Annotated in this window: 23 protein-coding genes and 3 tRNA genes; 7 read left to right on the plus strand and 19 right to left on the minus strand. The window is 66.8% G+C overall.

The window, feature by feature from the left end; translation table 11 throughout:
• Positions 1-22 precede the first annotated feature (22 nt).
• Together AC4D14_RS12545 and AC4D14_RS12550 are read right to left on the minus strand one after the other, a co-directional pair.
• Entirely contained in the window at positions 23-952 is a 930-nt protein-coding gene (locus tag AC4D14_RS12545; RefSeq protein WP_490903307.1) for a carbohydrate ABC transporter permease, read from the minus strand.
• A 167-nt stretch (positions 953-1,119) separates the two neighbouring features.
• Positions 1,120-2,475 (minus strand): ABC transporter substrate-binding protein, encoded by a 1,356-nt coding sequence (locus AC4D14_RS12550; protein ID WP_490902768.1) that lies wholly within the window; start codon positions 2,473-2,475, stop codon positions 1,120-1,122.
• 244 nt (positions 2,476-2,719) lie between these two features.
• On the opposite strand from AC4D14_RS12550, the gene AC4D14_RS12555 reads away from it, so the two are divergent.
• Positions 2,720-4,459 (plus strand): glycoside hydrolase family 13 protein, encoded by a 1,740-nt coding sequence (locus AC4D14_RS12555; RefSeq protein ID WP_490902770.1) that lies wholly within the window; start codon positions 2,720-2,722, stop codon positions 4,457-4,459.
• 27 nt (positions 4,460-4,486) lie between these two features.
• Here the strand turns inward: AC4D14_RS12555 and AC4D14_RS12560 are convergent, their stop codons facing one another.
• The 8 genes from AC4D14_RS12560 to AC4D14_RS12595 all read right to left on the minus strand — a co-directional run bounded on the left by AC4D14_RS12560 (position 4,487) and on the right by AC4D14_RS12595 (position 7,292).
• A complete protein-coding gene (locus tag AC4D14_RS12560) occupies positions 4,487-5,113 on the minus strand; it encodes a hypothetical protein (RefSeq protein WP_490902773.1) in 627 nt (208 codons plus the stop codon).
• Positions 5,110-5,763, minus strand: coding sequence for a DUF6286 domain-containing protein (locus AC4D14_RS12565; protein WP_490902777.1), 654 nt, complete (start codon positions 5,761-5,763; stop codon positions 5,110-5,112). Before AC4D14_RS12565 ends, AC4D14_RS12560 begins: the two co-directional genes overlap by 4 nt.
• Entirely contained in the window at positions 5,760-6,149 is a 390-nt protein-coding gene (locus AC4D14_RS12570; protein ID WP_490902779.1) for a hypothetical protein, read from the minus strand. The genes AC4D14_RS12565 and AC4D14_RS12570 overlap by 4 nt, the downstream gene beginning before the upstream one ends.
• A complete protein-coding gene (locus tag AC4D14_RS12575) occupies positions 6,146-6,337 on the minus strand; it encodes a DUF2273 domain-containing protein (protein ID WP_490902781.1) in 192 nt (63 codons plus the stop codon). The genes AC4D14_RS12570 and AC4D14_RS12575 overlap by 4 nt, the downstream gene beginning before the upstream one ends.
• An 11-nt stretch (positions 6,338-6,348) precedes the next feature.
• Positions 6,349-6,807 carry an Asp23/Gls24 family envelope stress response protein gene (locus AC4D14_RS12580; protein WP_490902783.1) on the minus strand — a complete coding sequence of 153 codons (459 nt, stop codon included), beginning with the start codon at positions 6,805-6,807 and terminating at the stop codon, positions 6,349-6,351.
• A 113-nt stretch (positions 6,808-6,920) separates the two neighbouring features.
• Positions 6,921-6,993, minus strand: a tRNA-Phe gene (locus AC4D14_RS12585).
• A gap of 61 nt (positions 6,994-7,054) precedes the next feature.
• Positions 7,055-7,128 (minus strand) — tRNA-Asp (locus AC4D14_RS12590).
• A gap of 91 nt (positions 7,129-7,219) precedes the next feature.
• A tRNA-Glu gene (locus AC4D14_RS12595) sits at positions 7,220-7,292 on the minus strand.
• Between the two features lie 183 nt (positions 7,293-7,475).
• On the opposite strand from AC4D14_RS12595, the gene AC4D14_RS12600 reads away from it, so the two are divergent.
• Positions 7,476-7,835, plus strand: coding sequence for a metallopeptidase family protein (locus AC4D14_RS12600; RefSeq protein WP_490902787.1), 360 nt, complete (start codon positions 7,476-7,478; stop codon positions 7,833-7,835).
• A gap of 41 nt (positions 7,836-7,876) precedes the next feature.
• On the opposite strand, the gene AC4D14_RS12605 is transcribed toward AC4D14_RS12600, so the two are convergent.
• Positions 7,877-8,239 carry a hypothetical protein gene (locus AC4D14_RS12605; RefSeq protein ID WP_490902789.1) on the minus strand — a complete coding sequence of 121 codons (363 nt, stop codon included), beginning with the start codon at positions 8,237-8,239 and terminating at the stop codon, positions 7,877-7,879.
• Between the two features lie 381 nt (positions 8,240-8,620).
• A complete protein-coding gene (locus AC4D14_RS12610; protein WP_490902791.1) occupies positions 8,621-9,643 on the minus strand; it encodes a universal stress protein in 1,023 nt (340 codons plus the stop codon).
• Between the two features lie 316 nt (positions 9,644-9,959).
• Between AC4D14_RS12610 and AC4D14_RS12615 the strand changes: the two genes are divergently transcribed.
• Positions 9,960-10,547, plus strand: a complete 588-nt coding sequence (locus tag AC4D14_RS12615) for an FAD-dependent monooxygenase (RefSeq protein WP_490902793.1) — start codon at positions 9,960-9,962, stop codon at positions 10,545-10,547.
• 24 nt (positions 10,548-10,571) lie between these two features.
• Here AC4D14_RS12615 and AC4D14_RS12620 read toward each other — a convergent pair whose 3' ends face one another.
• The gene (locus AC4D14_RS12620) at positions 10,572-11,195 is read right to left on the minus strand and encodes a copper resistance CopC family protein (RefSeq protein WP_490902795.1); all 624 of its coding nucleotides are present in this window, start codon (positions 11,193-11,195) and stop codon (positions 10,572-10,574) included.
• A 104-nt stretch (positions 11,196-11,299) separates the two neighbouring features.
• Between AC4D14_RS12620 and AC4D14_RS12625 the strand changes: the two genes are divergently transcribed.
• Positions 11,300-12,751 (plus strand): NCS2 family permease, encoded by a 1,452-nt coding sequence (locus AC4D14_RS12625; RefSeq protein WP_490902797.1) that lies wholly within the window; start codon positions 11,300-11,302, stop codon positions 12,749-12,751.
• Positions 12,752-12,775: 24 nt separating this feature from the next.
• Here AC4D14_RS12625 and AC4D14_RS12630 read toward each other — a convergent pair whose 3' ends face one another.
• From AC4D14_RS12630 to AC4D14_RS12640, 3 genes are all read right to left on the minus strand, one after another.
• Positions 12,776-13,588 (minus strand): spermidine synthase, encoded by an 813-nt coding sequence (locus AC4D14_RS12630; RefSeq protein ID WP_490902799.1) that lies wholly within the window; start codon positions 13,586-13,588, stop codon positions 12,776-12,778.
• A 104-nt stretch (positions 13,589-13,692) separates the two neighbouring features.
• Complete coding sequence (locus AC4D14_RS12635) at positions 13,693-14,202, minus strand: GNAT family N-acetyltransferase (RefSeq protein WP_490902801.1); 510 nt, start codon at positions 14,200-14,202, stop codon at positions 13,693-13,695.
• Between the two features lie 104 nt (positions 14,203-14,306).
• Complete coding sequence (locus tag AC4D14_RS12640) at positions 14,307-14,648, minus strand: thiamine-binding protein (protein WP_490902803.1); 342 nt, start codon at positions 14,646-14,648, stop codon at positions 14,307-14,309.
• Between the two features lie 99 nt (positions 14,649-14,747).
• On the opposite strand from AC4D14_RS12640, the gene pta reads away from it, so the two are divergent.
• Positions 14,748-16,880 carry a phosphate acetyltransferase gene (pta, locus tag AC4D14_RS12645; protein WP_490902805.1) on the plus strand — a complete coding sequence of 711 codons (2,133 nt, stop codon included), beginning with the start codon at positions 14,748-14,750 and terminating at the stop codon, positions 16,878-16,880.
• A gap of 2 nt (positions 16,881-16,882) precedes the next feature.
• Complete coding sequence (locus tag AC4D14_RS12650; protein ID WP_490902806.1) at positions 16,883-18,022, plus strand: acetate kinase; 1,140 nt, start codon at positions 16,883-16,885, stop codon at positions 18,020-18,022.
• A 41-nt stretch (positions 18,023-18,063) separates the two neighbouring features.
• On the opposite strand, the gene AC4D14_RS12655 is transcribed toward AC4D14_RS12650, so the two are convergent.
• Together AC4D14_RS12655 and AC4D14_RS12660 are read right to left on the minus strand one after the other, a co-directional pair.
• The gene (locus AC4D14_RS12655; RefSeq protein WP_490902808.1) at positions 18,064-18,375 is read right to left on the minus strand and encodes an AzlD domain-containing protein; all 312 of its coding nucleotides are present in this window, start codon (positions 18,373-18,375) and stop codon (positions 18,064-18,066) included.
• The gene (locus AC4D14_RS12660) at positions 18,372-19,088 is read right to left on the minus strand and encodes an AzlC family ABC transporter permease (protein ID WP_490902810.1); all 717 of its coding nucleotides are present in this window, start codon (positions 19,086-19,088) and stop codon (positions 18,372-18,374) included. The genes AC4D14_RS12655 and AC4D14_RS12660 overlap by 4 nt, the downstream gene beginning before the upstream one ends.
• A 108-nt stretch (positions 19,089-19,196) precedes the next feature.
• Between AC4D14_RS12660 and AC4D14_RS12665 the strand changes: the two genes are divergently transcribed.
• Positions 19,197-20,375, plus strand: coding sequence for a zinc-dependent alcohol dehydrogenase (locus AC4D14_RS12665; protein ID WP_490902812.1), 1,179 nt, complete (start codon positions 19,197-19,199; stop codon positions 20,373-20,375).
• On the opposite strand, the gene AC4D14_RS12670 is transcribed toward AC4D14_RS12665, so the two are convergent.
• Positions 20,350-22,200: a glycoside hydrolase family 15 protein gene (locus AC4D14_RS12670; RefSeq protein WP_490902814.1), complete on the minus strand. Its 1,851-nt coding sequence runs from the start codon at positions 22,198-22,200 to the stop codon at positions 20,350-20,352. The two genes, AC4D14_RS12665 and AC4D14_RS12670, sit on opposite strands and share 26 nt — an antisense overlap.
• Positions 22,201-22,205: the final 5 nt, after the last annotated feature.

The following is a 22,205-nucleotide window of genomic DNA, read 5'->3' on the forward strand; positions in this document are numbered from 1 at the left end:
GTGTTCTCGGCCGGGATGGCACTCATCGGATCTCCTTTTGCTGGCGGAGCAGCCGTGCGTTGTAGACGACCACCGGAAGGACCATGAGGAACAGCACCAGCGCAAGCGCCGCACCGCGGCCCGGCTCGCCGGCACGGAATGCCTGCGTGTACATTTCGTTGGCCACGACCGAAGTCTCGTACTGGCCGGCGGTCATGGTGCGGACGATATCGAACACCTTAAGCGTGCCGATGGTGATCGTCGTAACAACCACGATGAGCGATCCGCGGATTGTGGGAATTGTGACGTTGCGGAACTGCTGCCAGGGGCTGGCGCCGTCGAGGCGTGCCGCCTCGACGATCTCCGTGGGAATGCCCTTGATCGCGGCCGAGAGCACCACCATGGCGAAGCCGGTCTGGATCCAGATCATGACGGCGATGAGGAAGAAGGTGTTCTCGGGGGCGTCGAGCAGGAACTGCTTTGGTTCCTGGCCAAGCCACACGAGTATCTGGTTGAACAGGCCGATCTGGTCCTGTTCCGGCCCCTTGTAGGCGTAGACGAAGCGCCAGATGACGCCTGCGCCAACGAACGAGATGGCCATGGGCATGAACACGAGCGCCTTGAGCGCCTTCTCGCCGCGTGCCTTGTCGATGAATACCGCGTAAGCCAGGCCGATTGCGGTGGCCAGCAGCGGGACAAGGACCACCCAGATCACCGTGTTGCGCAAGGTGATCAGGGCTTCGGGCTGGGTGAACATCCAGACGAAGTTGTCGAGGCCGACGAACTTCTCGTTCCGGTCGGTGAAGGCCAGGTAGGAGGTGCGCAATGCCGGATAAACGAGGCCGACACCCAGGAGGATCAGTGCCGGCGCGAGGAACCCGGCGATCTGGAACTTGTCCCGGGACGATTTCGGCGCCCGGTCCACCAGGAGCATGATCAGCCCGATGACGGCGGCGAAGATGGCCAGCGCCATCACCACCTGGATTCCTTTGTCTGCTATATCTTCCACAGGCCAGCCTCCTTGGTGTCCGTGATGAAGAATGGGGTGGGTCTAAGGTTCGGCTGCCCCTGGGAAAAAGGGTGCAGCGCATGGCGCCGCCGGCGGCTGAAAACGTAAGCCGCCGGCGGCGTCGGGTGCTGCTAGGAGCTCGGCCAGCTGCTCTCGACCGAGTCGACCATTTCCTTTGTCGAGGATCCGTTGACCCAGTTCACGATCCCGCTCCAGAAGGAGTTGGCGCCGACAGCGCCGGGCATGAGGTCTGAAGCGTCAAAGCGGAACACCGTTTCCTCGTTCTGGAGGAGTTCGATCGACTTGCGGTCGAGCTCCGAGGTGGCGACGGCCGGGTCGAGGCCCTTGTTCGCGCTGATCGCACCGCCCTGCTCGACGCGGGCGTTGGCGAACTCAGAGCTGGCCAGGTAGGACTGCAGCGCAACAACCTCGGGACGGTCGGCGTACGCGCCGATCATTTCGCCGCCGCCGGTGATTGCCGTTCCGTCTTCGGCGTTGACCGGAGGGGTCATGAAGGCCCAGACGTCTCCGTCCTCGGCAACCTTGGTTCCTTCAGGCCAGTTGGCGGCCTGGAAGGATGCCTGGTGGTGCATGGCGCATGCGCCGTCGAGCACGGGCTGTCCGGCCTCGGCGAACGGGGTCGAGAGGATCGAGCGGACATCTCCGAAGCCGCCGTTGACGAACTTGTCATCCTTGAGGATGTCGCCGACCCGGTCGATGGATTCGACGATCTTGGGATCGTTGAAGGGGATTTCATGGGCGACCCACTGGTCGTAGACCTCGGGGCCGTGGTCGCGGAGGACGGCGTCCTCGATCCAGTCGGTTCCGGGCCAGCCGGTTGCTTCACCGGATTCGAAGCCTGCGCACCACGGCTTCATCTCGGCTTCTTCGCTGGCGATCTTCTCGGTCAGCGCCATCATGTCGTCCCAGGTTTCGGGGACTTCCCAGCCCTTCTCCTCGAAGGTGGCCGGCTTGTACCAGACGTAGCCCTTGACGTTCGCGAGCATGGGCGCGGCGTAGAACTTGCCGTCAACCGTGCCGTACTTCTTCCAGTCCTCCGACCAGCCCTCGTCAACGAGGTCCGAGACCTCCTGCGGGGCTTCCTTCAGGTTGCCCGCGCGTGCCTGGTCGGCGAGCAGGCCAGGCTGGGGGAAGATCGCGAGGTCCGGCGGGTTGCCGGCCTTGGCGCGCACGCCGATCTGGGTCTCGAACTCCTTGGAGCCTTCGTAGGCGACCTCGATGCCGGTGCATTCGGCGAAGTCGGCCCAGGAGTTTTCAAGCAGCTCGGCTTCGACGTCGACGATTGTTGAGTAGACGCTGACCTCGGTGCCTTCATGCTGTCCGTAGGCTTCGTACGCGGCACAGTCCGCGTTTTCCCCTCCCCCGGCATTGTCCGATCCACCTGAACCGCAGGCGGAGAGAGCAAGTGTCAGTACGCTCAGCGCCGCGACCGGTAGCAGGGCGCGCTTTGTACGAAGATTTGGCATGAAACAGACTCCTTTGTCCGGCGCCACGCATCGGTTTCTCCAAGGTTTCCAAGGAAACCGCGAAGCTCAACCGTGCCGCCGCCTCACCAGATTGATAACCTTGAGAGTAAGCGCTTACATAACGCACAACAAGTCGCACGTGACCTGCGTGACACACCGATACCAAATTGTGACTCGCTGTATCGCCGTTCCCGCGGATGTTCCCGGACCTCCGGCCGCCGCACCCCGCCTGTAAGGAGACCCCATGACCAGTTCCACAGTGACTGGCACCGCACCACGTTCCGCCGACCCCGGGCGTCTTCGCCCGTGGTGGGCCGACGCAGTCATCTACCAGATCTATCCGCGGTCCTTCGCCGACGGCAATGGCGACGGCATGGGCGACCTGCCCGGTATCCGCTCGCGCCTTCCCTACCTCCGGCAGCTCGGCGTCAACGCCGTCTGGCTCTCGCCGTTCTATGTTTCACCACAGGCCGACGCGGGCTACGACGTCGCTGATTACCGCGGCGTCGACCCCCGGTTCGGCACGTTGGCGGACTTCGACGAGATGCTCGCCGAAGCACATGCGCTCGAACTGAAGATCATCGTCGACCTGGTGCCCAACCACACCTCCGATGAGCACGCATGGTTCAAGCAGGCCCTTGCGGCCGGGCCGGGATCGCCGGAGCGGGACCGGTACATGTTCCGTGACGGCCGGGGAGAGGACGGGTCCCTTCCGCCGAACAACTGGCAGTCCATTTTCGGCGGGAACGCCTGGACCCGCGTGCCCGACGGGCAGTGGTATCTTCACCTCTTCGACACCAAGCAGCCCGACCTCAACTGGGAAAACCCTGAGGTCCAGGCGGAGATGATCTCGGTCCTGCGTTTCTGGCTTGACCGCGGCGTCGACGGATTCCGCATCGATGTGGCTCACGGCCTGGTCAAGGCCGACGGGCTCCCCGACTGGTCGGAACGCGCAAGCATGGTGGAGGGTTCGGCGAAAGACGACGACGCCAGGGGCGCCGCTGCCGAACCTGAACCGACACCGCCCTATTTCGACCAGCCGGGGGTCCACCAGATCTACCGCGACTGGAACCGGGTCCTTTCGGAGTACCCGGGAGACCGCATGCTTGTGGCCGAGGCGTGGGTTGAGCCAATGGAACGGCTCTTCCACTATGTCCGCAGCGACGAGATGCAGCAGGCGTTCAACTTCGACTTCCTGCTGGCCGGGTGGGACGCCCAGCGCCTTACGGCAAGCATCAAGGAGTCGATCCACCAGGCCGGTGCCGTGAACGCGGGGAACACGTGGGTGCTCTCCAACCACGATACGGTGCGTCACACCAGCCGGTTCGGGCTCCAGAACCCGACGCTGTTCCCCAAGGGAATCAGCGCCGAGGACGAGCAGCCCGATGAGGCCCTCGGCCTTGCCCGGGGGCGGGCCGCGGCGCTGATCATGCTGGCGCTGCCGGGATCGGCCTACGTCTACCAGGGCGACGAGCTGGGCCTGCCCGAACACACGACGCTTCCTCACGACGTCAGGGAGGATCCAGCGTTCTTCCGGACCGCGGGCGCCGAGCGGGGACGCGACGGGTGCAGGGTGCCATTGCCGTGGAAGGCGGACGCTCCGGGGTTCGGCTTCGGCGACTACACCCCGGCCGCCGGCACCGCAGCGGCAACGCCCTGGCTTCCGCAGCCGGAGGGCTTCGCCGCGTATGCGGTTGACCGCCAGGTCGACGTGCCCGGGTCGACCTTCGAGCTGTACCGTGCGTTGCTGCAGGTGCGGAAGGACAACCTGCTCGGGGCCGGAACCGTTGAGTGGTCCGAGTTCCACGACCCTGCTGCGGGAGTGCTTTCCTTCCGGAACGGCGACATGCTGGTTCTTGCCAATCTCGGTGCGGTTCCGGTGCCGGTCCCCGAGGGCTACGTCGTCGCAGCAGCGAGCACGGGGCAGGCGGACATTGCGGACCTTCCACCCAACGCTTCGGTGTGGCTTCGTCCCGGGCGGTGAGTCCGGGCAGGGATTGATCCAGTAGTCCTAGTCCACGCGGTCGGCCCGCTTGAAGCGCGCACGGGCGCCGGTGCTGATGCTGATCAGCACCGGCGTGCGGCGTCCCAGAACGAGGTCGAGGGCCGCTACGAGCCTCGAGACATCGTCGGCAACCTTGTAGGGGGCAACACCTTTCCGTGGGAACACCCTCACCCACAGGGCGGGGCTGCCCCGGAACTGCCAGGTCGACACCGACGCGTTCGCCAGCTCCCCCCGCTCAAGCAGTGCACCGCGCAGGGCCTGCTCGGCTGCCCCCGCGGTGATCGAGACGCTGCCCGGAACCCCGCCGTTCCCGCCCGCGGCGCCGTCGTTGTCTTTGACGAAAATTCCGGTCCGGCCCCGGCCTTGGGCCGTAATCCACGCAACCATCAGGACGGCCGCGAGGAGGAAGCCTGCGGCGAGGGCAAGCCACATCCAGCTTCCCCGCTGGTCGGCAGCGGGGGTGCGCTGCAGCGCCGTCTCTATCCCTTCGCCTGCCGCGGCCGCCACCGAACGCCAGGCCCGGGCTGCGGACGGTGATACAGCGATGGCTGCGCCAAGCCCGCCGGCGGCCATCAGCAGCAGACCGAACAGGCCGAGAAGCAGCCGGTTCAGCGCGCGCGGAGTCGAATTCACTGGCCCACCACCCCCGTCGGGGCGATCAACACATCGACCTTTGGAACGGACTTTCCCAGGGTGAGCCGCAATTCGTCCTCGACCGCTGCCCTGACGCCCTCGGCGGCGACGGGTATCCCGGAGGTGGGGCGTACCTGCACCTCGACCGAGCGCCGCCCCACTGTGACGAGAACCTGTTCGGGGCCCACCCCCGCAACCCGGCGGGCCCGGCGGGCCAGGGACGACGCAAGGACTTCCGCATCCACAACGACGGCTGCGCGGTCGTTCGGCAGTGAATACCGCGCCCTGCGTCCGGGCAGCACCGCTGCGAGGAACAGCCCGAGGCCCACGAGGAAGAGTACGAGGCTCCCCGAGACCAGTGAGACGGCGGGAACTCCGGCGGGCAGTCCCCCAAGCCACGCGGCAACCCGTTCCAGGTCGGCCAGAAGGGGTTCTTCGTCGAGCACCTTGAGCAGTGCCTCGAGGAGCAGCACAACAGAGCCCGCTCCGACGATTGATCCGGTGATGATCGCTGGCACCGCGCGGGAGGAATGCAGCTCACGCCTGAGGGCATGCGCCGTCAGGTTTTCAAGGTCGCCGCCCACCCCCGGGGCCCGCCGTCGCGTTGTTTCGTCGCCTGCCGCGCCGCGCTCCATTGCTTGCCTTGTCATCGAACCCTTGCACCTTCGGCCACGGTGACGCCGGTGACCCGGATGTCGACCCTGCTGAGCCGTGCGCCGCTCAGCGCTGCAACAGCGTTGAGGATCGTTTGTTTTGCCCCGGCGGCGCGGTCCAGGACCGGCCCGCCGAACTGGTCGAGGACGGCGGCATCGTCAGCCACCCTCGCGAGGGCGGGGATGGGCAGCGGGAGGGCAAGATGCAGCGCGAGGAGGCCCTCATCGTCGGAGAAGTCGGCGCGGACCGAGGCCGGGGAGATGCCGAAAGCCTCGGCAGCGGCGGCGCGGGCGGTGCTTATCAGCGCCTGGGTGCTGATCCTGTTGTGACCGTTGAAGTGAGGGCCGCCGGGCGCGGCCGCGGAGTGGACGGCGGTGCTCACGAGGATGATCGGCGGCCGGCGAGGGCGTCGCGGAGTCCGCGCACGTCGAGCTTGCCCTCAGCGGTCCGCCCCAGAATGGCGCCGACGCCCATGAGCAGGGCTGTCAGCAGGAATCCCCAGAAGCCGAAACTGAGCGCGGCGAACGCAAGGACCGCCCCAGCCGCCATGCCTGTCACAGTGGGTGTCATTACGCTGCCCTTCATCGTTCAGGTCGGTGGGCCTTCGCCCCGCTGCGGTCAACGCCGCGGGTTTCGCTCAATTCTGGAACGTGGACATCACTTATCTCAACATTGACCTCAATGACCTCAAGGCCAACGAGTTCGCTCACCGCTTGGTAGACAGCCGCCCGGACGGCGTCGGCGAGCCGGTTCAAGGGGTAGCCGTACTGGGCGATGAGGCTCACGTCGACCGCCACCTGGGTCTGGCCGATCTCCACCCGCACCCCCTGCACGGCGTCGCTGGCGCCCACGGCTTCGCGCAGCGCCCCGAGGCCCCTGCCGGTGGCTGCTCCGAGTGCAAAGACCCCGGGAACCGCGCGTGCGGCCACCGCGGCGATCTTAACCGCGGCAGCATCGGCAATGACGGTGCGGCCGGTTGCTGGGCCGGGCGGGAGCGGTGCCAGGGGGGAATCGGCACCGTACCGGGGAGTGTCGTCCATTCGCGCCATACCTTTCGTCAGTGCCAGCCTATGCCCAAGGTACCCCGGCAATGGTGTGCTTAAACGAAGAAACCCCGGGAATTCCAAAGGGAAATCCGCGGGGTGTTCAGGTGTGGCTCCGACCGGCGTCGATCCGGTGACCTTTCGATTTTCAGTCGAACGCTCTACCAACTGAGCTACAGAGCCGCGCAACCATCTTTCGATGATCACCGTATCCAGTCGGACGCGGGTTACCACGCCGCCTGAGCGACCCTGACGGGACTTGAACCCGCGACCTCCGCCGTGACAGGGCGGCGCGCTAACCAACTGCGCTACAGGGCCTTGCGATCTTGCACTTTCCAATTTCACAAGAGTTTCATCCTACCAGCATCTCTGCCGCAGTTTGAACCGCCGCTGCGCGGCGCCTCTTGCGTACCCCCAACGGGATTCGAACCCGTGCCGCCGCCGTGAAAGGGCGGTGTCCTAGGCCGCTAGACGATGGGGGCCTTGACCACACGGGATGAAATCACCCTCCCGGACGCCTTGCTTTTCCGGGGAAGTTTTCCCTGCCGTGGACCTATAAAACTATAGGACCAAGTTCTCGAATATCCAAAATGGGTTTCCTGACCGCGTCCTCCGGCGCATGGACCAGGGGCGGGCGGTTATACAGTCGAAGGGTGCCCATCGACATGAGTCTTGCGGATTTTGAAGCCGCCGTGGACGACGCGATCGACTCGATCCCCGAAGACCTCGCCCGCGCCATGAACAACGTCGCCATTTTCGTTGTCGAAGAACACGAGCCCGGCCCCGGAGAGGACCCGGACCCCGACCTGCTTGGCCTCTACGAGGGAACGCCCCTTACTGAGCGGGATTCCTGGTGGGCCGCCGGGTCGCTGCCGGACCGGATCAGCATCTTCCGCCAACCGTTGATGCGGCTCTGCTCAACGCGCGAGGAGCTGGTTGAGGAAATCCTTGTCACCGTTATCCACGAGGTGGCGCATCACTTTGGGATCGACGACGACCGACTCCATGAACTGGGCTGGGGTTAGCAGATACAGCGCCGACGACGTCGGATTGAAGTTCGGCCCGCTCAGACAGCGGTGAACGTCAACAGGATGCCGGCCACAGTGAGGACCAGCCCGGCAAGAGCGGCGAACCGCGCCCCCCGGTGGGGCCGGCGGGACGTCCACTGCTCGGGCTTCCGCGCCCGGTAGTAGATGGCGCACTCATCTCCCGGTGCGCAGCCGTCGTGGACGCCCGCCGCCAGGGCCCTCTCGCGAAGTTCATACCGTGTGTCATGCCACCGCAGCACCCTTATGCCCGCCTCAAGCGAATGGACCGCCTGCGTCCTCACCCACGAGCCCTCGATGCAACGCAGCACCAGCGCTGCGACAAGCAGCGCGATGCCGGCTGCGGTGAGGCCCGTGGTGAGCAGTTCCACTGCCACGAGCATTGCGGAATCCGCATTGTCGAGGGCACCGTTTCGATTCGGGATCCGAGTACCTCCTGGATTGTGGCGGTGTCGCCTACGTGGCTAAAGCATAGGTCGGGAACCCTGTGGCTCGCCCGTCCGGGAAGCGGGTGGGCATGTCAAGGGAACGGGCGAGGGAAAAAGCATTAACTTTTGCCTTCCGATCCTGTTTTACTGAAAACGGTCCTCAGGCTTGTTTAGCAGCGGGCAGGCTTCACGGCCGGGCGGGATTGCAGGGCATGTAGAGGATGCCCTGCAATCCTGCTGAGCCGCATCCGCCGTGCGCTAAGCGGCAGCAAGGATCCGCGGATTCCGCCAGGTCCTGCAGCCGGTTCCGCGGAGTTGAGTCCAGTTCAGCGCCGCTCAGTTCGGTGTTGGGATCATCGGCCCGAATTCGCTCCGGTTCAGCAGGCGGGGGTCTTCGCTGTCCGGCACCACCATCACCGGCCCCTTGGCGTGATGAAGCACCCCTTGGCTTGTGGAGCCCATGAGCATCCCGGCGAATCCGCCCCGCCCGCGCGTTCCCACAACCAGCAGTTCCGCTGTGCGTGAGGCCTCGATCAGCACCTCGGCCGGCGGTCCGTCGAGCAGTTCCACGGTGATGGTCAGCGACGGGAAGTGGCTCTGCAGCCAGTCCCGCCCGGCACCAAGCTGGGCTGTGATGTCGGAGCGGACGGCGTCGCGGTCAAGCGGAGCCGGAACCCACGCAAGGGAGCCGTTGAAGGGCGGAATCGAACAGATCACCCGGAGCGGAATACCCCGGGAGAGGGCCTCCTCGGCAGCTGCAAGGGAGGCCCGCCGGGCCTGCTCCGAACCATCCACCCCGACAACCACGACCTTCTCAATGCCCGCGGCCGGAGGCCCGGGCACCGTCCTGCCCCTGTGCTCGAGGAGGTGGTCCTGGCCGAACCGGGGGGCGCAGGAGAGCGGAACGACGACGGTGGGGCACTGCGCGTGGGCCGGAAGGGCGCTGCTCACCGAGCCCAGCAGCCTTCCGACGAAGCCGCCCCTGCCCCGGGAGCCGACCACGACGAGCTCCGCTTCGGCCGAAAGGTCGAGCAGCACCCCGGCGGCGTCGCCCGTCTCGATCCGGGGAACAATCTCGATGTCATAGCCCTCGATGTGCCTCAGCGACTCGTCCAGGGCGCCACGCGCACCTTCACGGATCACCGAGTCATCGACGGTCGCATATCCGGCGTCCATGCTCGACGCCGCGAAAACCGGGACGCTGTAGGCGGTGACCACGTAAAGGGGGACCCGGCGCCGTTCGGCTTCCTGGGCGGCCCAGCTAAGGGCGCAGATGCTCTGGGGCGACCCGTCAACACCGGCCACAATGCCGTGTCGTGCCGGGTCCCGAGCCGCGTCGGCCCCGTGCGAAGCGTCCATGATTTTCCTCCCCGCCACAAGCAGCTGCCCGGCCGCCGCTCCTTTGTCAACTAGTTGTAGCCTAACCCCCGAGCCCGGTCTATCCACGGTCCAAAAAGTTATATAAGCTTCGTGCAATCGATATGGGGGATTCCTGCCGCCTGGGGGCGGCAGCCCCGGACGTGACTCTCGGTTGACCCGTTCGCAACCGAGACACCGTACAGCCCGGAAGAGGCGCCGGGCTGTACGGTAACAACCCTTCTTCCTGGAGGTCTCAACAGTGAAATGTCTCCCGCCGGTCCCGGCTCGCGCCGCGCTTGGATCCCCTCTGGCGGAGGTGACAACCACAGTGATCATCGGTTCGGGACTGCCGGGGCTCGCCGTGGCGAGCGAACTCAGCCGCCGCGGGATCGAATCCATCACCGTCGAAGGGCTTGAATGCCTCGATTCGGGCGCCTTCCACGCCGTGACGGGCGACTCGATGTCCCTTTCGGAGCGCTCGGAGCTGCTCCGCCTGCTGCGGGGATACGCCGCCAGCCATCACCTCGACGTGCGTCCGACCTTCGCCGAGGACCTGAGCATCATCGGTTACTCGGAGCTTCTTCCAACGCCCGTCTGCGGCTCGAAGAAATGGGCGGTGCAGACAGCGAACGGCGTGCTGCTGGCGGATCACGTGGTGCTGACGAAGTACCCGCAGAACCGGCTCCGGCGGTTCCTCCGGTCGATGGGCATCGCGATCGGCAAGGACTTCCGGGCGGCGCTGCGCGCCATCGGACTGCACCTGGTGGGCGTCGGCGAACTCCTGACCCCAACCACCCGCGAAATCGTCCGACAGGCCAAACTCGTCGGCGACGCAATCAGCGCCGAGGCACGCGGGAGCGCGATCGCCCCCAACCGCCCAGCGCTGGCCGCCCTTCACGCCTGACTCCGTTGCCGGAGGCGCCCCGGCCTACTTCTTGGTCGAGCCCAGCTTCCTGCGGGCGGTGAGGGCCAGCGCCACAGCCAGCGCGAGCAACACGGCGATCATCACCGCAATACTCCAGGGGAAGCCCCCGACGCCGGCCGCCTGCTCCTGCTCCCCGCCGGCGTCCGGAGTGTCGATAGGGACGGCGGTTCCAGCCGCGTCGGGGACGGCACCGGTGCCTGCGGCTTCGGCCGTGAATCCGAACGTTCCCTCGATCGGGTGCGAATCGGAGGAGACAACCCTCCAGTTCACCGTGTATTTCCCGGCAGGCGCTCCGGCACGAAGCGCCTGCACCGCTTTCGTGTCGGTGATCTGAACCGGACCCTCCGCCCAGTCGGTGCCGGATCCGTCAAGGACCTGTACCTGGGCACCGATGCCCGAGGGAACGCTCGAGAAGTTCAGCTCAAGGGTTTCGGGAAGCGACTCGACGGTGGCGCCGGCCTCGGGGCTGCTCGAGGCAAGCTCATCGTGGGCCAGGGCCGGTGCCGCTCCGAGGGAGAGCAGCAGGGCAAGGGCAAGCGCCAGGACCGTTGCCCTGCCCGTTCCCGCACGCAAGGGTGCTCGGTTCGCGGAGGTGGACACGGTGCGGCGCGGCGGAAGAGAAAGCATGATTTCAGCCTACGCTCCGTTTGCAGCGTCGCGGGCAGCGTCAGCGGCGCCGCTTCCCTGTAGGATTTCCGGCATAACACCTCCTTCTTTCCCTAGGAATGATCATGCTCAAAACGGGATCCGCACTGGACCGCTATTTCGACGTCACCTCACGCGGTTCGACCTATTCGCGGGAGATTCGTGGAGGAGTAGCCACATTCTTCGCGATGAGCTACATCGTTGTCCTCAATCCGCTGATCCTCGCCGGAGCCGACGCGACGGGCAGTGAACTCGGGTTCGAACGCGTCGCGGCCGTGACGGCACTGGTTGCGGGCATCCTGACAATCCTCATGGGCGCCTGGGCGCGGTACCCGTTTGCCCTTGCAACAGGGCTCGGCGTCAACGCCTTCGTCGCAATCACCGTTGCGACGAACCCCGGCCTCACCTGGCCCGACATCATGGGGCTGGTCATGCTGGCCGGGCTCACGATGCTGGTGCTGGTGCTCACCGGCTTCAGGACCGCGGTTTTCAACGCGGTTCCCGAAAGCCTCAAGACCGCAATCGTTGTGGGAATCGGCCTCTTCATCGCCCTCATCGGGCTGGTCAATGCCGGCTTTGTCCGCCGGGTCCCCGATGAGGCACAGACAACCGTTCCCGTCGGGCTCGGCTTCCAGGGCGTGCTCCTTGGCTGGCCGACTGTCGTCTTCCTCTTCGGCCTCGTGCTGACCATCGCCCTCGTGGTGCGGCGGGTGCGCGGCGGCATCCTCATCGGGGTCCTCGCTGCGACCGCCCTCGCGGTCATCATCGAAGCCGTTGCCAATGTGGGCCCCAGTGTCGCTCCCGGACAGGAGCCGAACCCCCAGGGCTGGTCCCTCGTGGTTCCCGAGCTTCCCTCCGGGGCGTGGGTCGGCCTTCCGGACCTCAGCCTGATCGGCAACGTGAGCATCTTCGGCGCGTTCGGACGGCTCGGAGCAACAGCGGCGCTCCTGCTGACCTTCACCATCCTGCTGAGCATCTTCTTCGACGCGATGGGCACAATGGTCGGCCTCGCCAACGAGGCCAAGCTGGTCGATGAGCGGGGAAACATCCCCGGGGTCGACCGCGTGCTCATCGTCGATGCCCTCGGCGCCGTCGCCGGCGGTGCCGGATCGGTTTCCTCAAACCAGATCTACGTCGAATCCGGGGCGGGCATCGGGGAAGGTGCACGCACCGGTATCGCCAACGTGGTCACCGGCGCCCTGTTCCTGCTCGCGATGTTCTTCACGCCGCTGATCAGCCTCGTGCCCTTCGAGGCCGTTGCCCCGGCCCTCGTGGTTGTGGGCTTCATGATGGTGGCGCAGGTCGGCCGCATCGACTGGCAGGACTGGGGCATCGCGATTCCGGCGTTCCTCACCTTCACGCTCATGCCCTTCACCTACTCGATCGCCAACGGGCTCGGGGCCGGATTCATCGCGTTCGTGCTGACCCGGACCATCCAGGGCCGTGCACGGGAGGTCCACCCGCTGATGTGGGCAGTGGCCGGCGCGTTCGTGATCTTCTTCGGCATCGGCCCGATCGAGCAGCTGCTGGGAGTCTGAGCCGGCCCGGCCGCTGGCCGGCGGTCAGTCGGACAGGATCTGGGCTCCGGCCGCGAACTTCCGCACCTGCGCGTCCGGCCAGAGGTGGGCGGGCACTCCTCCGCCGAGCAGTTCACGGGCAAGCCCCGGATCCTCGCCCAGCGGAGCATCGCTTCCGGCGATGATGACGTTGCCGTACCTTCGCCCCTTGAGCATTGCGGGGTCGGCGATGACTGCGGTGTGGCTGAACACCGCCGCAATCGTTGCCGCTTCCCGGCGGGCCATGCGCAGGTCCGGCCCATCGCCGCAGTTGACAAGGTAGACGCCGTCGGCCGCGAGCACGGTTTTGGCCTCCTTTGTGAATTCGGTGGTGGTCAGCGCCTCCGGCGTCCTGCTTCCGGCGAAGACGTCGCGGATGATCAGGTCGCGGCTCGACTCGGAGAGCGACCGGGTGACCTCCCGGGCCTCGCCCACCCGGATCCGCAGCAGCGGGGCGCGCGGCAGGTCGAACCATTCCCGCACCAGCTCCGCGAGGCGTCCGTCGAGCTCAACAACCACCTGGCGCGCCTGGGGATACGCTGCCGCGAAATACCGGGCCAGGGAGCACGCGCCGCCGCCAAGGTGCAGCACCCGCAGCCTCGCCTGCGCGTCCCAGCGCGAGTTCACCAGCGAGGCGATCCACCGCATGTATTCGAAGTCGAGGCGCAGCGGATCGTCGAGATCGATGTGCGAGCTTGGCACACCGTTGACGCGCAGCACCCAGCTGTTGGGGCTGTAGGGATCGGGCTCAAGTTCGCAGGTGCCGGTGTCGATTGGAAATTCGCCGGAGACCGGACGCGGGCGGGGCTGTCGCGCCATCAGCCCTGGCTCATCGAGGGCCGCCGTTGGCGGCACTTGCCGGAAGCGCCCGCAGGCGGGCTGGTTGCTGCATCCCCCAATGCTATCCGCGCCGGCGGGCCCGCTCAGACGCGGTGCATCCGGAACATCGGCCGGTGGTGCCAGCTCGGTCCGCACAGGGCGGTGGTTCCGTCCGGCGTGAAACCGTTTCGGGAGTAGAAGCGCTCGGCCCGGGGATTGCCGTTGAGGATCCACAGGTAGGCCGGCCGGTCCCCTGCCGCCACGTCGAGCAGCCTCTGCCCGAGCCCGGTGCCGTGGGTCCGTTCGAGGGTGTAGAGCCGGTGGAGTTCAAAATCGGGGCGGTCGGGATCCCTCCCGGTGCCGGAAGTCACGATCCCGACGGCGCCGCCGGCGTCGTCGTAGGCGATCCAGCTCCCCACCTCGCCCGCGGATCCGTCAGCGGCGGCGGCCAGAAGGCTCCGGCGCCGGGCGACGAGGTCGGGGAGCTGGGCGTCGTAGTGGTCGTGGAACGCACGCGGCAGGAGCTCCGCATAGGTTTCGTGGAGGGCCTGGACATGCGTCCGGGTATAGGTTTCGGCGTCATCGACGCCGGCACGGCGAATCTCGAAAATCACCGCTCAAGCATAGGCGGCCCGGTTCTTCCAGGAGGCACGGTTTCTCCCAACAGACGCCGGGTCTTCAAAGCGGACCTGGGCCTTCGCCCTGAAACCCGCAGCCTTCAGGAGTGGCCTTCGAACTCCTGCAGTTCCCCCAGCGCCTTCTCGAGCCGTTCCACCTTGCCGGTGAGCTCGCCGGTGCGTCCGGGCCGGATGTCGGCCTTGAGCACCAGCGAGACGCGGCTGCCGTATCTTCCCGCCGCTTCGGTTGCGTGCTTGATCACCTGCATCACCTCGTCCCATTCACCCTCGAGCGTGGTGAACATCGCATCGGTGGAGTTCGGCAGCCCCGATTCCCGCACCACGGCCACAGCAGCGGCAACGGCGTCGTGCACCGACCCTTCGGGGTCGGCCTCGGAATGCGGCGAGGATCCGGAAGGGGCAACGGAGAAGGCTACAAGCATTCCCACAGTCTTGCAGAAAGCGCCGGAATAGTCGCCGCCCATTGTGCGGCTGTGGCCTGCGTTATGGTCAGTGGCGCGCGTGCCTGACAGGATGGGGCAATGACCCGCGGAATATACGTCAGCGCAATGACCCCCGGCTCCGGCAAATCCCTAATTTCCCTGGGGCTTGCCGACATGCTCCACCGGCACGCGGACAGGGTGGGATTTTTCCGCCCCATCGTCGAAGGCCCCGACCCGGCAGCCGACCCCATGGTGCAGCTGCTGCAGCGCGTCTTCGACCTTCCACCCGAGCGCTCCCGCGGCGGGTTGACCCGCGCCGAGGCACGGGCGCTGATCGTGTCGGGGAACCGCGAGGAGATCGACACCCGGTGCGTAGCGATCTACAGCGAGATCGCCAGCCAGTGCGACGTCGTGATCGTCGAAGGCACCGATCTCGGCGGGCACGACGCAGCCGTCGAATTCGACCTCAACGCCCGGCTGGCGAACAACCTCGGGGCGATGGTCCTCGCCGTTGTCAGCGCCAAGGAAATGTCGGTCGACGAAGCGGCTGACGCCGTCGACGTCGCCCGGAGGGAACTCGACGAGGCGAAGGTCTCGCTGCTCGCGATGATGGTCAACCGCGCCCCCGATGACGCCGTTGAGGAAATCCGGTCACAGGTCCGTCCCGGGCGCTCCGGCCGGCCCGTCTACGTGATTCCCGAACTCGCCGAAATCTCCCGGCCGACGATTTCCGAGGTGGCCGCCGAACTCGGGGCACGGCAGATCGCGGGAAGCACGACCCTCGAACGCGACGTGAACTCCGTCCGGGTGGCGGCGATGAACGTCGGCAACTTCCTCCACCTGCTCACCGACGGTGCCCTCGTGATCGTCCCGGGCGACCGCGCGGACGTGCTCACCGCAACCCTCGCTTCGTCCTTCTCCCCCGAGTTCCCGGTGCCCTCCGGGCTGATCCTCACCGGCGGCCTCGCCCCCGACCCGCATCTGCTCCCGCTGCTCGCCCAGGCGCCGTTTCCCGTTTTCGCTGTCGATGATGACACCTACACCGCCGCCCAGCGCGTTGGCGGGGTGCGCGGGGAAATCGCAACCGGGCTGCGCCGCAAGTCAGCGGCCGCCCTCGGCGCCTGGTCGCGCCAGGTGGACGAGCAGGAACTCCTCGAACGCCTCGAGCTGCCCCGTGCCGTTTCAATGACCCCCCTGCGGTTCCTCCATGAACTGATCCAGCGGGCCCGATCCCAGCGCCGGCACATCGTCCTTCCCGAGGGCACCGACGTGCGGATCCTCAAGGCGGCCGAGATCCTCCACCGCCGCGACGTCTGTGACCTGACCATCCTCGGCCCTGAGGCGAAGGTCCGGGAACTGGCCGCCGGCCAGGGCGTCGATCTGACCGGCATCACGTTGGTCGACCCCGAAACCTCAAGCCTGCGCGAGGAATTCGCCGCCGAGTACACACGGCTCAGAGCCCACAAGGGCGTCTCGATCGAAGCGGCCCGCGAACGCATGCTCGAAGGTGCATACTTCGGGACGATGATGGTGCAGCTCGGCCGTGTCGACGGCATGGTTTCCGGTGCCGCCCACACCACGGCCAACACCATCCGCCCCGCCCTCGAGTTCGTCAAGACAAAGGACGGCGCCAAGATCGTCTCATCGGTTTTCCTGATGCTCCTCCGCGACCGCGTGCTGGTCTACGGCGACTGCGCCGTCAACCCCGAGCCGAACGAGGAGCAGCTGGCCGATATCGCCCTGGCCTCGGCCGACACGGCAGCCCAGTTCGGGGTGGAGCCGCGGGTGGCGATGCTTTCCTACTCGACCGGGGAGTCCGGGTACGGCGGGGCCGTTGATGAGGTCCGCCACGCAACGGAGCTGGTGCGCAAGCTCCGGCCCGACCTGCCCGTCGAGGGTCCAATCCAGTACGACGCCGCCGTCGACGCCTCGGTTGCCGCGTCGAAGCTTCCCGGGTCGTCGGTCGCGGGCCAGGCCACGGTCTTCATCTTCCCGGACCTGAACACCGGCAACAACACCTACAAGGCCGTGCAGCAGTCGGCCGGAGCCGTTGCGGTCGGGCCCGTGCTCCAGGGCCTGCGCAAACCCGTCAACGACCTCTCCCGGGGCTGCACGGTCGAAGACATCGTCAACACCGTCGCCATCACGGCGGTGCAGGCCCAGCAGGAACCCGCGGCGCCGGCTCCGGCCGTGGCAGCAGGGTCCCCCGCACTCTCCCCAGGAAAGCAGTAAGCATGATCGTCCTCGTCATCAACTCCGGCTCGTCGTCCTTGAAGTACCAGGTGCGTGAGGGAAATGAAGTGCTCGCCCAGGGATCGATCGAAAGCATCGGCGAGGAATGGGTACCGGACCACGCCGCGGCGATCGAACATTTCGACACGGAGCTGGCGGTGATCCTGCAGGGAAAGACAATCGACGCCGTGGGCCACCGGGTTGTTCACGGAGGCGAGCGCTTCGGCGAGCCGGTGCTCATTACCCCGGAGATCATCCGCGCCATCGAGCGCCTGAATCCACTGGCTCCGCTGCACAACCCCGCCAACGTGCTGGGCATCCGGGCGGTTGCCGAGAAGTGGCCGGACATGCCCCAGGTTGCGGTTTTCGACACCGCGTTCCACCGGACGCTGCCCGAGCGTGCCTGGCGGTATGCAGTGCCCGATGAGCTTTACACCAAGTACGGGATCCGCCGGTACGGCTTCCACGGAACCTCGCATGACTACGTCGCGGGCAGGTCCGCCGAGTTCCTTGGAATGCCGCGCGATGAATTCAACGCGGTGATCGCCCACCTCGGCAACGGCGCGTCGGTGACGGCCGTGCGCGGCGGCAGGAGCATCGACACCTCGATGGGTTTCACTCCGCTTGAGGGCCTGGTGATGGGAACCCGCTCCGGCGACATCGATCCGTCGATCCTGTTCTTCCTCGCCCGGGAGGGCTATTCGCCCGAGGACCTCGACAACCTCCTGAACCGCGAGTCCGGCCTGCGCGGCCTCGCCGGCACTAACGACATGCGCTCAGTGGAGAAGGCCGCCGAAGCCGGCGACAAGTGGGCGGAGCTGGCCCTCGACATTGCCGCCTACCGGCTCGCGAAGTACATCGGCGGATACCACGTCGCGGTGGGCGGGGCCCGCGCCCTGGTGTTCACCGCGGGCATCGGCGAGAATTCGCCATCCTTCCGTTCCCGCGTGGCAGGCCAGCTCACGGCGCTTGGCGTCGAACTCGACGCCGGGCTCAACGAGTCGCGCGGCCGGGAGGCACGGCTGATCAGCACCGCCGCATCGGCCGTCCCCGTGCTCGTCGTGCCAACCGATGAGGAAGCGGCGATCGCCGAGGCTACAGCGGCCGTCGTCGGCGCGGCCGCCGGCGCCCAGGGCAGCTGACCGCCGCACCGACACGACACCCGGCCGGGCCGCCGGAAAGGTCAGGGAAGGCCCGCGAGACGCGCGCCGGCAGCGGCGAGCGCACCGACTGCCACAACGACAAGGAACGGCGCCCGCAGCACCAGGGCGAGCGCGGCCGCGGCCAGTGCCGCGACGCGGGCGTCGAAGGCAAGCGTATTCCCCGCCGCGAAGGTGTTGACCGCCGTGAGGGAGGCAAGGAGCCCGATCGTCAGGGCGCCCGCGGTGTGAAGCATCCGCGGGTTTTCGAGCAGCCGCGCGGGCACGAGGTACCCGGCGAGCTTGGTGGCGACGGAGATGAACGACGCAAGCAGGATCCAGAGCCAGACGTTCACCGGCTGCCTCCCGCCGGCGGACGGGGATGGGCCTTCACCGCAGGAAAGCGGAACCTGTGCCCCGCCCAGCCGATGGCGCCCGCGACGACCGCTGCCACGAGAATCGGAACGCCGGGCGGAGCGAACGGCACGGCGATCACCGTCACCACGGCACACACGACAGCGATGGCCATCGGTTCCCTTGACTTCAGCCGCGGCCACAGCAGGCCAAGGAACGCGGCGACGGCGGCGCCGTCGAGGCCCCACCGGCGGGGATCGCCCACTGCCGCGCCCAGGAGGGCCCCGACGATGGTAAAGAGATTCCACAAAACGAAAACCCCGATACCGGCCACCCAGAAACCCCGGCGCTGTTCGAGGGCGTCGGTCTGGCCGACGGCCGTTGCAACGGACTCGTCGATCGTCAGATGCGCTGCCGCGATCTTCCGCAGCCCCCGCGGGCGCAGCAGCAGGTTCAACTGCATTCCGTAGACGCCGTTGCGGATGCCAAGGAGGGCCGAGGCGGACATAGCTGAAAACCCGCTGCCTCCCCCGGCGATGACCCCCACGAATGCGAACTGGGACCCCCCGCTGAACAGGAGCAGGCTCAGGGCGGCCGTCTGCAGCAGGTCCAGCCCCGCTGCGACGGCGAGCGCGCCGAAGGATATGCCGTAGAGCCCGGTGGCCAGTGCAACGGACAAGCCCACGCGTACGGAGGGGAACTGCAGGAATCTCACCAACTCAGGGTAGAACGCCGGTGGGGGCCCGCAGTACCCGGCTTTCCAAATCGGCCGCTGCCGGGAATAGTGGGGATTGACAGCCTACTTACTAACTGAGGAGTGATCATGAAGGCAGTGACATGGCAGGGGCGGCGTTCGGTCAGCGTTGAGGAAGTTCCCGACCCGGTGATCCAGGACGCCACCGACGCAATCGTCCGGATCACCTCAACGGCGATCTGCGGCTCCGATCTTCACCTCTACGAGGTCCTTGGACCCTACATGCACAAGGGCGACGTCCTCGGCCATGAGCCGATGGGCATCGTTGAGGAAGTAGGCAGCGCGGTGACGAACCTGTCGCCCGGGGACCGGGTGGTTATCCCGTTCAACATCTCCTGCGGCACCTGCTTCATGTGTGTCCGGGGCCTGCAGTCGCAGTGCGAGACAACCCAGGTGCGGGAAAAGGGGATGGGGGCGAGCCTCTTCGGCTTTTCGGAACTCTATGGTTCCGTCCCCGGAGGGCAGGCGCAGTTCCTCCGGGTGCCGCACGCCGACTATGGTCCCGTGAAGGTCGGCACCGCGCTTCCCGACGAACGCTACCTCTACCTCTCCGACATCCTCCCCACCGCCTGGCAGGGGGTGAAGTACGCCGACGTTCCCGAGGGCGGAACGCTCGCGGTGTACGGGCTTGGCCCGGTGGGACAGTTCGCCGCCCGCATCGGCAGGCATCTTGGCCACCGCGTGATCGCCGTCGAGCCGGTGCCCGGGCGCCGTGCCATGGCCCAGCGTCACGGCATCGAAACCATCGACTATTCGAAGAACACCGGCGAGGAGCTGCGCAGCATGACGGGCGGGCGCGGCCCGGACGCGATCGTCGACGCGGTGGGCATGGAGGCCCACCACTCCCCCGTTGGCGCGTTCGCGCAGACCGCCGTGGGGCTTCTGCCCGATGCGCTCGCGCAGAAGGCGATGGAGACCGCCGGTGTCGACCGGCTCACAGTGCTCCACTCCGCCATCGACGCCGTGCGCCGCGGCGGAACCCTGTCCCTGAGCGGCGTGTACGGCGGAACCGCCAGCCCCATGCCCCTGCTGACGATGTTCGACAAGCAGATCCAGACGCGCATGGGCCAGTGCAACGTCAAGAACTGGATCGACGACCTGCTTCCGCTCGTCGAGGACCCGGCCGACCCGCTGGGCGTGACCGACCTGATGACCCATGAGGTGTCAATCGACGAGGCGCCGGCCGCCTACAAGAACTTCCAGAAGAAGCAGGACGGTGCGATCAAGGTTGTCCTGAAGCCCTGGTAAGCACGGCCGGCATCTGGTCCTGCCCGGCGCCGTCGACCTCGGCGACGGCGCCGGCCGCGTTGACGGCGTCGGCGGCGCGCACCAGCGCCAGGTGGGAAAAGGCCTGCGGGTAGTTGCCTGCCATGCGCTTGCCGTCGGGATCATATTCCTCAGCGAGCAGGCCGAGGTCGTTCGCATAGCCAAGCAGCTGGTCCATGAGGGCCCGCGCGTCGGAGCGCCGCCCGCAGCGGGCATACTGCTCCACCAGCCAGAAGGAGCAGGCGAGGAAGGGGTGTTCGCCTGGCTCGAGCCCGTCAACAGCCACCTCCGTGCGGTAGCGGAGCAGCAGTCCGTGGTCATCGACAAGGTCCTTCTCCATCACCGCCAGGGTGCCGAGCATGCGCGGATCGTCATAGGCGATGAAACCCACCTGCGGCAGTTGGAGCAGCGAGGCGTCGAGCTCGGTGCCGCCGTAGTACTGGGTGAAGGTGTTGCGTTCGGCGTCGAACCCGTTCTCGAGGATTTCGGCGCGCAGCTCGTCACGCAGGGCGGTCCAGTGCTCGACCGGCCCGTCGAGCCCATGGTCGCGCACGGCACGCACCCCGCAGTCGAATGCCGCCCACATCATCACCCGCGAATGCGTGAAGTGCTTGAGCTCCCCGCGCATTTCCCAGATCCCGCTGTCCTTGTCGTGCATGTGGTTTTCGGCGAACCCGAGCAGCGAGCGCTGCAGCGGCCAGGAGAAGTGATCCTCGGTGACGCCGTGCCCGCGCAGTTGCTCGAGGGCCACCATCACTTCACCCACGACGTCGGCCTGGTACTGGTTCACCGCTCCGTTGCCGATCCGGACCGGAACCGAATCCGCGTATCCCGGCAGGTGTTCGAGGATCGTTTCGGGAAGTTTGCGCTCCCCCGCGACCCCGTACATGATCTGGAAGTCCTCCGGGTCTCCTGCGACCGCCCGCAGCAGCCAGTTCCGCCACTCCAGCGCCTCGCCCTGATACCCGTGCGTCATCATCGCCTCAAGGGTCAGCGCTGCGTCGCGGAGCCAGCAGAAGCGGTAGTCCCAGTTCCGCTCCCCGCCGAAGCTCTCCGGAAGCGAGGTGGTGGGTGCCGCGACGATTCCGCCGGTGTCTTCATGGGTCAGGGCGCGCAGCACCAGCAGCGAACGCTTGACCATTGCGTCGTATTCGCCCTGGGGCTCGTAGTTCGCCGCCCACGCCTGCCAGTAGGCAATGGTGCTTTCGATGCAGGGCGCCGCCTCAAGTAGGCGCGGCGCACGGCGGTGCGAGGGGAACCATGCCAGTTCGATGTCGCGGATCTCACCGGCGCCGACAGTGAAGGTGCCTTGGTGCTTATGCCCGCTGGCGCGCAGGGTGTTCCCGCGGTGCATCATCGCGTCGGGGCCGGCGATGGCCAGCAGCATCGGCCCGTCGTCGTCGTGCGCCTTGCTCATCCACGGAACGATCTCGCCGTATCCGAAGCGCACCTCCAGCTCCTCACGCATCTCAACGCTTCCGCTGATGCCTTCGACGCGGCGGACGATCGACGCCCTCCGGTCCTCGACGGGCATGAAGTCGGTGACGAGGACTTCACCGGTAGGCGTGCGCCACCGTGACTGCAGGACGAAGGTGGAGTCGATGTAACTGCGTTCCACGACGTCCGCGTCTTCCGCCGATGGGGCAAGCAGCCAGCGTCCGTGGTCTTCGTTTCCGAGAATTGCCGCGAATACCGAGGGGGAATCAAAACGGGGAAAGCACAGCCAGTCGACGCTTCCCTTACGGGAAATCAACGCCCCGGTGTGAAGGTCGGAGACCAGTGCGTAGTCCTCTATGGGGGTAGGCATGGTTT

This window comes from Arthrobacter sp. TJ-254 (assembly GCF_058269175.1).